9 protein-coding genes are annotated in these 14841 nt (G+C 64.5%); 5 read left to right on the top strand and 4 right to left on the bottom strand.

Translation table 11 applies throughout. The annotated features are described in order from the left end of the window. Nucleotides 1-16 precede the first annotated feature (16 nt). The 5 genes from B0E50_RS08390 (at nucleotide 17) to B0E50_RS08370 (ending at nucleotide 7100) form a co-directional block, all read left to right on the top strand. Nucleotides 17-2515: a DNA topoisomerase I gene (locus tag B0E50_RS08390; RefSeq protein WP_077440733.1), complete on the top strand. Its 2499-nt coding sequence runs from the start codon at nucleotides 17-19 to the stop codon at nucleotides 2513-2515. Then, a complete protein-coding gene (locus B0E50_RS08385; protein ID WP_077440732.1) occupies nucleotides 2516-3088 on the top strand; it encodes a Sua5/YciO/YrdC/YwlC family protein in 573 nt (190 codons plus the stop codon). Nucleotides 3089-3236: 148 nt separating this feature from the next. Further along, the gene (locus B0E50_RS08380) at nucleotides 3237-4610 is read left to right on the top strand and encodes an AMP-binding protein (RefSeq protein ID WP_077440731.1); all 1374 of its coding nucleotides are present in this window, start codon (nucleotides 3237-3239) and stop codon (nucleotides 4608-4610) included. 99 nt (nucleotides 4611-4709) lie between these two features. After that, nucleotides 4710-5993 (top strand): phosphoribosylamine--glycine ligase, encoded by a 1284-nt coding sequence (purD, locus tag B0E50_RS08375; RefSeq protein WP_077440730.1) that lies wholly within the window; start codon nucleotides 4710-4712, stop codon nucleotides 5991-5993. Between the two features lie 225 nt (nucleotides 5994-6218). Further along, entirely contained in the window at nucleotides 6219-7100 is an 882-nt protein-coding gene (locus tag B0E50_RS08370; protein WP_077440729.1) for a YbaY family lipoprotein, read from the top strand. A 78-nt stretch (nucleotides 7101-7178) separates the two neighbouring features. Here the strand turns inward: B0E50_RS08370 and B0E50_RS08365 are convergent, their stop codons facing one another. The 4 genes from B0E50_RS08365 to mnmG form a co-directional block, all read right to left on the bottom strand. Further along, nucleotides 7179-9038, bottom strand: coding sequence for an autotransporter domain-containing protein (locus B0E50_RS08365; protein ID WP_077440728.1), 1860 nt, complete (start codon nucleotides 9036-9038; stop codon nucleotides 7179-7181). 105 nt (nucleotides 9039-9143) lie between these two features. After that, nucleotides 9144-11468: a Tex family protein gene (locus B0E50_RS08360; RefSeq protein ID WP_077440727.1), complete on the bottom strand. Its 2325-nt coding sequence runs from the start codon at nucleotides 11466-11468 to the stop codon at nucleotides 9144-9146. A 158-nt stretch (nucleotides 11469-11626) separates the two neighbouring features. After that, on the bottom strand, nucleotides 11627-12406 hold the full coding sequence (locus B0E50_RS08355; RefSeq protein WP_077440726.1) for an RDD family protein: 780 nt from the start codon (nucleotides 12404-12406) through the stop codon (nucleotides 11627-11629). A gap of 97 nt (nucleotides 12407-12503) precedes the next feature. Then, the gene (gene mnmG / locus B0E50_RS08350) at nucleotides 12504-14378 is read right to left on the bottom strand and encodes a tRNA uridine-5-carboxymethylaminomethyl(34) synthesis enzyme MnmG (protein WP_077440899.1); all 1875 of its coding nucleotides are present in this window, start codon (nucleotides 14376-14378) and stop codon (nucleotides 12504-12506) included. Nucleotides 14379-14841: the final 463 nt, after the last annotated feature.

The raw sequence follows: 14841 nt of genomic DNA, 5'->3' as shown, positions 1-14841 counted from the left end.
CCGGAAATCCTGCTTCATGGCAAAAAACCTGCTCATCGTCGAATCACCGGCCAAGGCCAAGACGATCAACAAATATCTTGGCAAGGACTTTCAGGTTCTCGCCTCCTACGGTCACGTGCGTGACCTGAAGCCGAAGGAGGGCGCGGTCGACACCGAACACGGTTTCACCATGGCCTACGAGGTGATCGAGCGCAACGAGAAGCACGTCGACGCCATCGCCAAGGCAGCCAAGCTTGCTGACGACATCTATCTCGCGACCGACTTGGATCGCGAAGGCGAGGCGATCAGCTGGCACATCAGCGAGATCCTGAAGGAGCGCGGCCTGACCAAGGGCAAGCAACTGCACCGCGTGGTGTTTTCCGAAATCACGCCAAAGGCGATCAAGGCCGCGGTGGCGGCGCCGCGCCAGCTCTCGCACGATCTGGTCGACGCGCAACAGGCGCGACGCGCGCTGGATTACCTGGTCGGCTTCAACCTGTCGCCGGTACTGTGGCGCAAGGTGCAGCGAGGACTTTCCGCCGGCCGCGTGCAGTCACCCGCGCTACGCATGATCGTCGAGCGCGAGGAAGAGATCGAGGCGTTCAATGCACGCGAGTACTGGACGATCGAGGCGCAGCTGAAGCACGCCGACGGCGATTTCACGGCGCGGCTGAGCAAGCTCAACGGCAAGAAATTCGAGCAATTCGATCTCACCAATGAAACGGACGCGCAAGCCGCCCGTGACGCCCTGACGCAGGCCGCACGTGGCCGTCTTACCGTCAGCGACGTCAGTTCGAAGGAACGCAAGCGCCGTCCGGCTGCGCCGTTCACCACATCCACCCTGCAGCAGGAGGCCGCGCGCAAGCTCGGCTTCACCACCAGCCGCACGATGAAAGTGGCGCAGGGCTTGTATGAGGGCGTGGCGCTGGGCAGCGACGGCAACGTCGGCCTGGTCACCTACATGCGTACCGACTCGACCATGCTCGGTGACGATGCGGTGGCCGAATTGCGCCAGCTGATCGCCCGCGATTTCGGTGGTCACGCACTGCCGGACGCACCGCAGGTGTACAAGACCAAGTCGAAGAATGCCCAGGAGGCGCACGAGGCGATTCGCCCGACCTCGGCGATGTACACGCCGAAATCGGTCGCTGCCTTTCTCAACGATGACCAGCGCAAGCTGTACGAGCTGATCTGGAAGCGTACGGTCGCCTGCCAGATGATCCACGCCACCTTGAACACGGTGTCGGTGGAGTTTGCGGTGCCCGATGTCGCCGGGGGCGATGCCTCGTTCCGCGCCAGCGGCACCACGGTGGTCGATCCCGGCTTTCTTGCGGTGTACGAAGAGGGGCATGACCAGAAGAGTGAGGAGGACGACGAAGGCCGTCGGCTGCCGCGACTGGAGAAGGGCGAGGCGGTCCCGTTACACGAGATCGTGGCCGACCAGCATTTCACCGAACCGCCGCCGCGCTACTCCGAGGCAAGCCTGGTCAAGGCGCTGGAAGAGCACGGTATCGGCCGCCCATCGACCTACGCCAGCATCATCCAGGTGCTGCAGAACCGCGAATACGTATTCCTCGACAGCCGCCGCTTCAAACCCAGCGACGTCGGCCGGGCGGTCAGCAAGTTCCTTACCCAGCATTTCACCCGGTACGTCGATTACGACTTCACCGCGAAGATGGAAGACGAACTGGATGCGGTGAGCCGAGGCGAAGAGGCCTGGGTGCCGTTGATGGAGCGTTTCTGGCTGCCATTCAAGCAGCAGGTGGACGAGAAGGCCGAGTCGGTCGACCGTAGCGAGGCGACCGGTGCGCGTGAACTGGGCACCGATCCGAAAACCGGCAAGCCGGTGTTCGTGCGACTGGGCCGGTTCGGGCCCTATGCCGCGATCGGCGACAAGGACAGCGACGAGAAGCTGCAGTTCGCCTCGTTGCGCCCCGGCCAGAGCATGCACACGATCAATCTGGCCGAGGCGCTGGAGTTGTTCAAGCTGCCGCGTCAGCTCGGCCAGGCGGAAAACGGCGATGAAGTCAGCGTGGCTATCGGCCGCTTCGGTCCGTTCGTGAAGCAGGGCAGCACCTATGCCTCGCTCAAGGCCGAGGACGATCCGTACACGATCGAGCTGCCGCGCGCGTTGCAGATCGTGCAGGAAAAGCTGGAGATGCTGGCGAACCGGCTGATCCTCGATTTCGGTAACGGCGTGCAGGTGCTGAACGGTCGCTACGGCGCCTACATCACCGACGGCGAGAAGAACGCGCGCATCCCGAAGGAGCAGGAGCCGAAGGAGTTGACCGAGGCGCAGTGCCTCGAATTGCTTGCCGCAGCACCGGTGCGCAAGGGCCGTTTCGGCAAGAAGACAGCGGCCAAAAAGACGGCCACCAAGAAAGCCGCAGTGAAGAAGTCGGCAGCAGCGGCGAAGAAGTCCGCCGTCAAGAAAACGCCGACCAAAAAGACAGCCACGAAAAAGACCGCAACGAAGAAGGTAGCCACCAAGAAGGCGGCAACCAGGAAGGCCGCTGCCAGCAAAGCCGAGGCCTGAGTGCTGCGCAGCTTCACCCTCGCCGATCTCGATGCCGCTGCCCGGCTGCTGCGTGGGGGTGGCGTGCTGGCCTATCCGACCGAGGCGGTGTTCGGCCTCGGCTGCGATCCGCAGGATCGCGAGGCCTTCGAACGATTGTTTGCCCTGAAGCAGCGCCCGTCGACGCAGGGCGTGCTGCTGATCGCCGCCGATCTTGCCCAAGTCGAGCGTTACATCGAACTGGCCGACGTACCCGCAGCGGTGATGCAGCAGGTGCGGAGCAGCTGGCCGGGGCCGCACACCTGGGTGTTCCCGCGCTCGGCAGAGGTACCGGCATGGGTCGCCGGTGCACATGCGGGTATTGCGCTGCGGGTCACCGCGCATGAGCCTGCTGCTGCCTTGTGCCGGGCCTTTGACGGTGCGCTGGTGTCGACCAGCGCGAATCCGCATGGCCAGCCGCCGGCGCGCGCGGCGCGGACCGTGAGGGATTACTTCGGCGATGCGCTGGATGGGGTGCTGGATGCCCCACTGGGCGGCCAAGGCAGCCCCACGATGATCCGCGACGCCTTGTCGGGCGCTATCATCCGTGGTTAAGCGTCCAGGGGAACGCCACGGGTCGAAAATCGCCACGCGACAGCTGAACCGTTGCGGGACGACAGTCTTCGCCATTCACGTCGGCGTTCATTGGCTGGCGCGATGCTGTATCCCGACGCAAGGCATCGAATAGCTAGGGAGACAGCGCGTGGCGATCGTTTACGACACCTATCAGCTTGAGGCGCCGGCGCGCCTGCCGTTGCTGAGCGCGATCGACTCTGCGCGGGTGCTGGCGTGGCGCGATGGTCATGCAGTGAGTGCCGCACAGTTTCTGGCGCATGTGCGTGTCGTGGCGGCCGAGTTGCCCGCGGCCACCGCTGCCGTGAACCTGTGTGAGGACCGTTACGCCTTCCTGGTCGCGTTTTGCGCGATCGTGCTGCGCGGGCAGACCAACCTGCTGCCCTCCTCGCGTGCGCCGCAGGCGGTGGATGAGGTGATGGCGGCACACCCGGGCTGCTATGCGCTGGGCGAACAGGCGCTGGCTCCGGCGCCGCATGGGTATTACCGCCTTCCGGTGCTTGAGTCCGCGCCGCTGTCCGAAGTGGACGCACCGTGGCCGATGATTCCCGCCAATCAGGTGGTGGCGATCGGTTATACCTCCGGTTCCACCGGGGTGCCCAGCGCGAACAGGAAGACCTGGCAGAGTTTTCACGCCAGCAATGCGGGCAATCTGGCGATGCTGCAGGCGGCCGTCGGAGAGCATTTCACGGTGGTTGCCACGGTGCCGTCCCAGCACATGTACGGCATGGAGATGTCAGTGTTGCTGCCGTTGCTCGGTGGCGCCGGCATCCATGCCGGGCGGCCGTTCTTCCCGGCCGATGTAGCGGCTGCACTGGCTGCGGTGCCGCCGCCGCGGGTGCTGGTGACCACGCCGGTGCATCTGCGTGCGCTGGTTGAATCCGGCATTGCGCTGCCAGCGATTGCCGCGATGGTTTCGGCGACCGCACCGCTGCCAGTCGAGCTGGCACAGGCTGCTGAAAGGTGCTTCGGCACTCCGCTGCTGGAGGTATTCGGCTCCACCGAGACTTGCGTTTTCGCCAGTCGGCGTCCCACTGTGGACGAGGACTGGCTGCTGTATGACGACGTTTTCCTTCATCCACAGCCGGACGGCACCGCCGTCGAGGCACCCCAACTGGAGGTGCCGATCACGTTGGCCGATATCGTCAGTCTGTCCGACGGTGGGCGCCGCTTCCGCCTGCGCGGCCGTCATGCGGACATGTTGGAGATCGCCGGCAAGCGTGCTTCGCTCGGCGACCTCACCCGTCGTCTGCTGGCGATCCCGGGTGTGCGGGACGGGGTGGTGTTCCAGCTCGATGGCGGCGATGCACTCGATGTGCACCGGATTGCTGCGCTGGCGGTGGCGCCGGGGCTGGACGAACACGTCATCCTCGATGCGTTGCGTCGTGCGATCGACCCGCTGTTCCTGCCACGGCCACTGCGCCTGGTGACGGCTCTGCCACGCAACGAGACCGGCAAGTTGCCGCGGGCGGCGCTGCTGGAGCTTTTGCAGCATCACGACTGAAGGCCGGGAAACCATCGGATGCTGCGCGGCTGATCCGTCGCAGCCGCTACAATGCGCGCCTGCGTCGCGTGGCGCATGAGTGGTTCTCGGAGTGCAGGCATGAAGGTTCTGGTGATCGGCAGCGGCGGACGCGAACACGCGTTGGCGTGGAAGCTCAGGCAGTCGTCGCAGGTCGACGAGGTGATCGTGGCTCCCGGCAATGCCGGCACGGCGCATGAGCGCGGTGTGCGCAATGCCGATGTCGCGATGGGCGATATCGACGGCCTGCTGCAACTGGCCAAGAGCGAGAAGGTCGGCCTGACCGTGGTCGGCCCCGAGGTGCCCCTGGTGGCCGGCGTGGTCGATCGTTTCCGCGCTGCCGGCCTGCGCATCTTCGGCCCGCGCGCCATCGCCGCGCAGCTGGAGGGTTCCAAGGCGTTCGCCAAGGATTTCCTGCAGCGACACAACATTCCCACCGCCCGTTATGCCGTGTTCACCGATCTGAATCCGGCCCTGGCCTACGTGCGCCAGCATGGCGCGCCGATCGTGATCAAGGCCGACGGCCTCGCTGCGGGCAAGGGCGTGGTGGTCGCACTGACCCTGGCCGATGCCGAGCTGGCGCTGCACGACATGCTTGGCGCGCACAGCTTCGGTGATGCCTCGGCGCGGGTGGTGATCGAGGAGTTCCTCGACGGCGAGGAGGCCAGCTACATTGTGATGAGCGATGGCAGCCATGCGCTGCCGATGGCTTCGAGTCAGGATCACAAGCGACGTGACGAGGGCGATCTCGGCCCGAATACCGGTGGCATGGGTGCGTACTCGCCGGCACCGGTGGTCACGCCTGAGGTCGAGCAGCGCATCCTGAAGCAAGTGATCGAGCCGACCCTGCATGGCATGGCCGTCGAAGGAGCCCCCTTCATCGGCTTCCTGTACGCGGGCCTGATGATCGACAAGGCCGGCAACCCGAAGGTGATCGAGTTCAACGTGCGCTTCGGCGATCCGGAGACGCAACCGATCATGCTGCGTCTGAAATCCGATCTGGTTGAACTGATCGACGCCGCGCTGGACGGCCGGTTGAAGGACACGACGGCGCGCTGGGATCCGCGCCCGGCGATCGGCGTGGTGCTGGCGGCCGAAGGCTATCCCGGCAAGGTGCGCAGCGGTGACGTGATCGAGGGTCTGGATGCAGTCACCGACAGCGATACCAAGGTTTTCCATGCGGGTACCCAGCTTGATGGGCATGGCCGTGCTGTCACCGCAGGCGGTCGCGTGTTGACCGTATGCGCGCTGGGCCGCGACATTGCCGCTGCCCGCGAGCAGGCCTATAGGGCTGTCGGGCAGATTCGCTATGACGGCGTCTTCTGCCGGCGTGACATTGCGTACAGGGCGCTGCGACGCAGTTGATTCTGCTCTTCGGATTCCGGTCGGTTCGTGGTGCGACCGAGCAGGAGACAGGCGGCCAAGGCTGTGCAAGAACCTGCGTACGCTTGCGCATGGTAGGTCATTGGATGGATTGACTTTTCCGCACTGCTCTTTTTGGGCTATGCTTGGAGCTTCCCCCGCGTAGAGTTGCGGCGCACAGGCGCCTGACAGCTTTCGTGCTTGCTTTCACGTTTATGAGGTTTTCCCATGCGCAAGACGGTTTTGTCGCTGATGTCGGTTGCAGCACTGGCCCTGGCCGGTTGCAACAATGCTTCTTCCCCGTCGCAGTCGACGGATACCGGCGCGGCTTCCTCCAGCTCTGCGGACACGGCAGCGGCCACCAAGGTCGCCAATGAAGTGAGCGGCACGATCACGGTACGCGGAGACACCCCGCCGTCGGCCACCGCCCAACTGCTGATCAACCTGGTCGACGTGTCGGCCGGGGCAGCGGGTTCTGCCCCGCTTGCAAGCAAGACGTCGCCGGCCGGTACTTTCCCACAGCCGTTCCAGCTGAGCTTCAATCCGGCCGAGGTGAAGTCGGGTGACCTGTACGTGGTGCAAGCCACCCTGACCGATGGCGAGCGTCATTACGTGATGAAGATCCAGGCCCCGGTGCTTGCCAAGGGCGAGAAGAATGACGGTGTGGCGATCGAACTGGTGGCTGAGCAGACGCCGGGCGAGAAAGTGCTCGCCGCGTTCATCGACGATCAGAAGCAGCTCGGTGGGATGAAGATGAGCCACGGCACCAAGCTCGATCCGAATGCCTCGCGTGGCTGGCAGGTGTTCCGTCAGGCGGGCCAGATCCAGTTCATCCGCGAACTGGTCGACTACGGCGACAAGGGCTTCACCAGTACCGATTACGCCTACAAAGATGGCAAGCCGTGGGCGATCGAACAGAAGACGATGGCCAGCAGCGGAGCGAAGCCGAGTGCGATCGATCGCGCTGGCTGGAGCGATGACGGTACGCTGGTGTTGAAGCAGCATCAGGTCGGCACCGACGTGCAGACGCTCGACGACGATACGGCGGCGAAGTTGCACAAGCAGGCACTGGACATTCTGAACCTGGCCACCGGTGGCAAGAACAAGTAAGCCGGCTCGGCCGTACTCCGGATACGAAAAGGCCGTCCACGAAAGTGGACGGCCTTTTCGCTGTGCCGCCAGCGTGGATCAGAAGCCGATCTTGAAACCCAGATTGACGCTGTTGTAGCGCTGGCTGCTGTCGCTGAAGTGGCCCTCGTAGCCGATCCAGCTGGTGACGCTGGGAGTGAGCTGGGCGGACAGGCCGATGCTGGCAGTACCCCAGGTCTTGTCCGGCACGAAGCCGGCCAGCGCGAATGAGCCGTTCATGGTGTTCAGGCCGGTACTGATCTCGCGCGGGTCGGCCTTGCTGTCACGGTTCCAGGCCAGTTCGGCATACGGCGTCATGACCAGGTTGTTGACCTGCCACTGCCCCTGCAGGCGCCATCCCAGGGAGGAGATCAGTGCCTGGCGGTGCTGGCTGCCGAACCACATGGCGGTCGCGTCGCTACCGGCCTCGTGGTAGCTGTCGACATCGATGTCCTGCCATTCCAGGTTCGCGTACGGGCCGGTCTTGAGACTGCTGCCGACATCGAACCACCAGCCACCGGTCAGGCCGACGCCACGATGCGAGCCGTCGGTGCTGCCGGTTTCAGCGACGTTCGCGGCACCGACCTGAAAGTTGCGGTTGATGTCGTCGAAGCTGGATTTGCCATAGCTGGCATAACCGCCGGCATAACCGCCGCCAGCGTGGTAGGTGAGATAAGCCAGCCCGGAGTAGTCCTTCAGCGTGTAGCCGCCACCGCCGGATACGCCGGCATTGTTGTGTGCCACGCCAAGAGCGATGCCGCCCGACAGGTTGCTGCCGAACTGCATGTCGCCGCCGAGCGTGAGGTTCACGTTGTTGCTGCTGGTCTGTGGCGAACTGCTGCTGCCGTCGAAGCGCTGCTGTGCGTAGTCGATATTGACGAAGGCGCGCTGGGTGGCACCCAGGCTGTCCTTCATCATCTGGGCGCGCAGGACACCGGTCTGTTCGGTGGACGAGGCCAGCGGTGCCTCGCCGAGCAGCGAGATCTGACCGGGAGCAGCCAGCTCGGACAGCACCACTTGCGCCAGCATCGCGTGTGCGGCCGTGGTCGGGTGCACGCCGTCGGCGAACAGGTAGGTCTGATCCGCACCCGGAGCGACCAGGGTGCTGCCATCGCAGTCATGCGAGCTCGACGTGGTGCAGGCTGGCGTGCTGATGTTGGTGAAGCCGTACTTGGCGGGATCGGCCACGACCTGTTCGAACAAGGCGTAGGTGTTGACTCCCAGCGTGTTCGAGCCCAGCCCGGCGTTGAGCGTCTGGTTGTAGGACTGCGACACGCCGGTGAGGAAACTGCTGATGCCCGGCACCAGCGCCTCGTCCGCATGTGCCGAGGGCGTATCTCCGATATTGGGCAGGTTGAACACCACCACATAGTTGGCGCCCGCCTGCTTGAGCTGGTTGATCAGCACCAGTTCCTGCGTGGCGGCCGCATTGATGTTGGCGGTCGCCTGTGCCTCGGTCTCCCCGGCCCCCGGAAAGATCGTGCCAATGCCGTATTCGGTGGAGTGGTAGAAGATGTCGTTCGCGCCACCCCAGACCATGTACAGGCTGTGCGGATCGGCTTTGGCGCCGTTGGCGAGATAGCCGGTGACCTGCTGGGTGATGGTCGGGATCGAGGGATCCGGACCGTCGTCATCCGTGATCACGCCCGCACCACCGTAGGCATAGTCGCTGCCACCGACGCGCGACGGCTGCAGGTTGAAGCCGTAATGACCGGCAACGATCTGCACGGCCACTTCTCCCGGATTGGTGGTGAACTTGGAGTATTCGTTGAGCGAGGTGGAGAAGAACTGACCGGTATCGCTCAGGCTGTCGCCGAACACCACGACGTTGTCGAACGGCGCGCTCCCGGCAGCGTGTGCCGTGGTGGCCAGAAGCATGGCGGCGACGATCGCCGAGACCAGATGACGCTTGCGAAGCATGTGTTGACTCCCCGGAAAGGCGGCCCGGACAGGGCCTCGTAACAGGGGCGTCACATTATCGGAAAACGTGCGGGTGCGCATGGTCATGCGCACCATCTGCCTGCGTCAGTTCTTGCGGGCTCGCGCAAAAGCTTCGGCCAAAGCATTCCCGCTTGGGGCCGCTGCCGGCAACGGCTTGCCGATGCCGCTGCGCGCAGGACGCGAGTCGGGCTGGCCGCGCGAGCCATCCTTGTCTGCACCCGGCCGGCCGCGCGCCTGTCTAGGTTCGTCGTCCAGCCGCATGCTCAGGCCTATGCGCTGACGCGGGATGTCCACTTCCATCACCTTCACCTTGACGATGTCGCCGGCCTTCACGGCGTCGCGTGGATCCTTGACGAAGGTGTGCGACAACGCGGAGACGTGCACCAGACCATCCTGATGCACGCCGATGTCGACGAAGGCACCGAATGCGGCGACATTGGTGACGCGACCTTCGAGAATCATCCCGGGCCTGAGGTCCTTCACGTCCTCGACGCCTTCGGCAAAACTCGGCGCGACGAATTCCGGCCGCGGATCGCGGCCGGGTTTTTCCAGCTCCTTCAGGATGTCGCGCACGGTCGGCACGCCAAACTTCTCGTCGGTGAACTGCTCGGCTTTCAGGCCGCGCAGGAAGCTGCTGTCGCCGATGATGTTGCGCACCTCGCGGCCGCACTGCGCGATGATCCGTTCGACCACCGGGTAGGCTTCCGGATGTACCGAGCTGGCGTCCAGCGGGTTGTCGCCGTTGGACACACGCAGGAAGCCGGCGCACTGCTCGAATGCCTTGTCGCCGAGCCGCGGCACTTTCAGCAGTGCCTTGCGGTTGGCGAACGGGCCGTTGCTGTCACGGTGCTTCACCACGTTCTCGGCGACGCTGGCGCTGAGGCCGGCCACGCGCGACAGCAGGGCGGCGGAAGCGGTATTCACATCCACGCCGACCGCATTCACGCAATCCTCGACGCGCGCATCCAGCGCACGTGCCAGCTTGATCTGGTTCACGTCGTGCTGGTACTGACCGACGCCGATCGCCTTCGGCTCGATCTTCACCAGTTCGGCCAGCGGATCCTGCAGTCGGCGTGCGATGGAGACGGCGCCACGCAGGCTCACGTCGAGGGCGGGGAATTCCTTCGCTGCGATTTCCGAGGCGGAATACACTGAGGCGCCCGCTTCACTTACCACCACTTTCGACAGCCTGGCGTCGGGCAACTTCTTGATCAGCTCACCCGTCAACTTGTCGGTTTCGCGCGAGGCGGTACCGTTGCCGATCGCGATCAGATCCACACCGTGCTGCTTGCACAGCTTCGCCAGTTGCACGAGGGATTCGTTCCACTGCCGGCGTGGCTCGTGCGGATAAATGACATCGGTGGCGAGCAGCTTGCCGGTGGCATCGACCACCGCCACCTTGACGCCGGTACGGATGCCGGGATCGAGGCCCATCACGGTCTTCGCACCAGCCGGTGCGGCCAGCATCAGATCCTTGAGGTTGTCGCCGAACACGCGGATCGCCTCGTCCTCGGCGCCTTCGCGCACGCGGCCGAACAGGTCGAGGGTGAGATGCAGGTGCAGCTTCACCCGCCAGGTCAGCCGCACGGTTTCGCGCAGCCACGCATCGGCAGCACGGCCGCGGTTGTGGATATTGGCGCGGGCGGCGACACGACCTTCGCCTTCGATGTGGCCTTGTTCGCTGTCGGCAGCCGGTGCGAGTTCCAGCTCGATAATGCCTTCGTTGCGCGCGCGCATCAGCGCCAGCAGGCGATGTGAGGGAATCTTGCCGATCGGTTCGACATGGTCGAAATAGTCGCGGAACTTCGCGCCCTCGTTCTCCTTGCCTTCGACCAGCTTGGCGCGGATCTGCCCCTGCGCCCACAGCCAGTCGCGCAGCTCGCCGACCAGGTGCGCGTCCTCGGCGATCGATTCCATCAGGATCGCCCGTGCGCCATCGAGCGCCGCGCGCACGTCGGCCACGCCTTTCTCCGCGTCGACAAACTTTTCAGCGAATGCCTCGGGCGTCAGCGTGGGATCCTCGCGCAGGCCCAGCGCCAGTGGTTCCAGCCCGGCTTCGCGCGCGATCTGTGCCTTGGTGCGCCGCTTCGGCTTGAACGGCAGATACAGATCTTCCAGTCGTGCCTTGGTGTCGGCAGCGAAGATGTCGCCCTTCAGCGCATCGCTCAGTTTGCCCTGTTCCTCGATGCTGGCGAGGATCGCGCTGCGGCGGTCCTCCAGTTCACGCAGGTAATGCAGCTGCTCTTCCAGCAGGCGCAGCTGGGTATCGTCAAGACCGCCGGTGACTTCCTTGCGGTAGCGCGCGATGAACGGCACGGTGGCGCCGCCATCAAGAAGCTCTACCGCCGAACGCACCTGTTCGGGTTTGGCGGCGATGTCGTGGGCAATGCGTTGTTCGATGCTGAGCATGAGGGACTTTCTGTTCCTTGCGATGGCGCGCCGCGCCGGATGAATGAGATCAAGCCAGTGATGATATCAAGGGGCTTGAAGCTTTATCGCCGCGTGCGAGCCCCGAACGAAAACGGCGCCGCGACCAAGTCGTGGCGCCGTGGATGAACAACGCGGGATCAGGCGCTGAACGAATTGCTGCTGCCAGGCGAAGCCTGCGTCGGCTTGAATTCGCTGGCGCGGCCATTCAGCACCAGGGTGCTGGCGATCATGTCGTGCAGCCCCTGCTTGCGCTGGGTCCAGGCGACCATCAGAAAGCCGATGCACAAGATGATGCCGCTGAGGATCTTGGCTGGATAGCGACCCAGCGCGCGCGGGAAGCTGATCCGGTTGCCCTGCAGGTCGGTGACCCTGATACCGAGGGCCAGTTTGCCCACGGTGGCCTGCCAGGCCGAGCTTTCGCACAAGGCAAAGTACAACCATGCCAATACGGTGGTGATCAGCGATGCAGTTGCCATCGACGAGTAGAACTGGCCATAGGCTGCCATCATTGCGTGCGCATCACCCGGTGCGGCAAGCATCGCCTGCTTCAACGCTGCTTGAGCCGCATCGCCACCGAGGGCCTTCATGATGAGCATGTTCGGCAGGTACAGAATGATCGCATCGAGGATATAGGCACCCACTCGCTTCCAGAAACCGGCGTAGTCTTCCAGTGCTGCAGCGGTGGTTTGCGGCAGCGCCTGCCGCGGCGCAGTGGGTGCTGAATAAGAATTGCTGACCGGCGGCGGCGCGCTGCGCATTTCATCGGGAAACAGCACCGACAGCGGCTGCCAGTCGGCGAGGCCTTCGTACCAGGCCAGGTCGTCGCGGCTGACCTGGCCACTGCGCAGCCACTGACGTACGTCCTCTTCCTTGTACGGGCCGTGCCGTTCGCCGTCCCGACCAATCCAGATTTCCATCGTGCACACTCCCCATGCTGGTCAAAGTGGGCATGATGCCATGAGTACCGCCGGATGCTGCATGCCACAAGTCCCTGTGGCGTGGGAAGGAAGAGGCTCAGGCGGCGTGGCGCTTCAGGTGCACCAGCAGCAGCGAGATCGCCGCCGGCGTGACGCCGCTGACGCGCGCCGCCTGGCCGATCGTCGCCGGCTGCGAGCGCTTCAGTTTCAGCAGCACTTCGGCGGAGAGGCCGCGCACCTTGTCGTAGTCGAAGCTGGCGGGAATCGCCGTATGCTCATGCCGGCGCTGGCGCTCGATTTCCTCGTGCTGGCGTTCCAGATAGCCGGAATACTTGGTCTGTACCTCGACCTGGGTGGCGACGTCTTCGCGCTCCACCGCGGGGCCGAGGCCGGGCACGCTGGTTAATTTCGCGTAGTCCAGCTCCGGCCGGCGTAGCAGGTCGAGAGCATTCGTTTCGCGGCTCACCGCGATGCCGAGTTGGCGCTCGATGGCCGCGCCCAGCGCGTTGTTCGGTGCGGCCCACAGCGCGCCGAGGCGCTGCGTTTCGCGCTCGACCGCCTCGCGCTTCGCCCGCAGCGCGTCAAAACGCACTTGCGGCACCACGCCAAGTGCGTGGCCAGTCTCGGTAAGTCGCAAATCGGCGTTGTCCTCGCGCAGGTGCAACCGGTACTCGGCGCGCGAGGTGAACATGCGGTATGGCTCGATCGTGCCATTGCTGGTGAGGTCGTCGATCAGCACGCCGATATACGCCTCGTCGCGACGCGGATACCACGGCACCTTGCCTTGCACGGCGAGTGCCGCGTTGAGCCCGGCGATCAGGCCCTGTGCACCGGCTTCCTCGTAGCCGGTGGTGCCATTGATCTGGCCGGCGAAGTACAGGCCGGGAATCGCCTTCGTCTCCAGCCACGGATGCAGGCCGCGCGGATCGAAGTAGTCGTACTCGATCGCGTAGCCGGGTCGCGTGATGTGGGCATGTTCGAAACCCTTGATCGAACGCACCAGCGCCAGCTGCACGTCGTACGGCAGCGAGGTGGAAATGCCGTTCGGATAGATCTCGAACGTATCCAGCCCCTCCGGTTCGATGAAGATCTGGTGGGAGGACTTCTCGGCGAAGCGCACCACCTTGTCCTCGATCGACGGGCAGTAGCGCGGGCCGATGCCTTCGATCTGGCCGGTGTACAGCGGCGAGCGGTCGAGCGCGCCGCGGATCAGTCCATGGGTGCGTTCGCTGGTGTGGGTGATCCAGCAGCTGACCTGGCGTGGATGATCGGCACGCAAACCCAGATAGGAAAACACCGGCGCCGGGTCGTCGCCGGTCTGCTCTTCCAGCTCGCTGAAATCGATGCTGCGCAGATCGATGCGCGGCGGCGTACCGGTCTTCAGGCGATCGGCGGCCACGGGCAGTTCGCGGAGTTTCTGCGCCAGCGTGCTGGCCGGCGGATCGCCGGCACGGCCACCCGCGTACTGCGCCGGACCGATATGGATCTTGCCGGCGAGGAAGGTGCCTGCCGTGAGCACTACCGCGTTCGCACCGAACGAGAGGCCCATCTGGGTCATCACGCCGGTGACCCGGCCGTGCTCGATGATCAGGTCGTCCACGGCCTGCTGGAACAACTCCAGGTTCGGCTGGGTTTCCACGCTGCGCCGGATCGCTGCCTTGTACAGTGCACGGTCGGCCTGGCAGCGGGTGGCGCGAACGGCCGGTCCCTTTGACGCGTTCAGTGTGCGCCACTGGATGCCGGCGCGATCCGCTGCCTGCGCCATGGCACCGCCGAGCGCGTCGATCTCCTTGACGAGGTGACCCTTGCCAATGCCGCCGATGGCTGGGTTGCAGCTCATCTGGCCGATCGTCTCGATGTTGTGGCTGAGCAGCAGGGTGCGTGCACCGGTACGTGCGGACGCCAGTGCGGCCTCGGTGCCGGCGTGGCCGCCGCCGATCACGATGACGTCGTAGTGGGTCGGATGGCGCATGGAACTGACCTGAGCGTGCAAAAAGTGACAAAACGGGGCGCCATGGTAACGCCATTAATAGCTTTGCCGGCGGATCGAGGTGGCTGGCATGGTCCATGCTTAAATCCGACAGCACTTTCACGGGCAGACGCTGCGCGAACACGCGCGCCGAGATCGAACGGACAGGGGTTCGATCGCGTACCAGGAAAGGAAGCAAGACGGCACCCCTCGGGGTGCCGTCGCCTTTTGTGCGGTCGGCAGACCTTCGGAAGCATAAAAGACAAGGCCCCGCGGCGGCGGCCGCGGAGCCTTGTGCTGATAGATCTGGCGCCCGGCGGTCTCAGGAACAGGGGGAATCCAGGATGACCGTATTGCCGAGCGCCAGAAACCGGAAGTCTGCTGGCAAAGACAGCGAGCGCTGCCCCGTCGTAGGGACGGATATTCACCGAATACGCGTGAACAAGGGGTGACTGAAAAGGGGGTT

The sequence above is a fragment of the Rhodanobacter sp. C01 genome (genome assembly GCF_002001045.1).
Lineage (GTDB): Bacteria > Pseudomonadota > Gammaproteobacteria > Xanthomonadales > Rhodanobacteraceae > Rhodanobacter.
The sequence above is the reverse complement of the archived record's forward strand: the minus strand, read 5'-3'. Positions and strand labels throughout refer to the sequence as shown.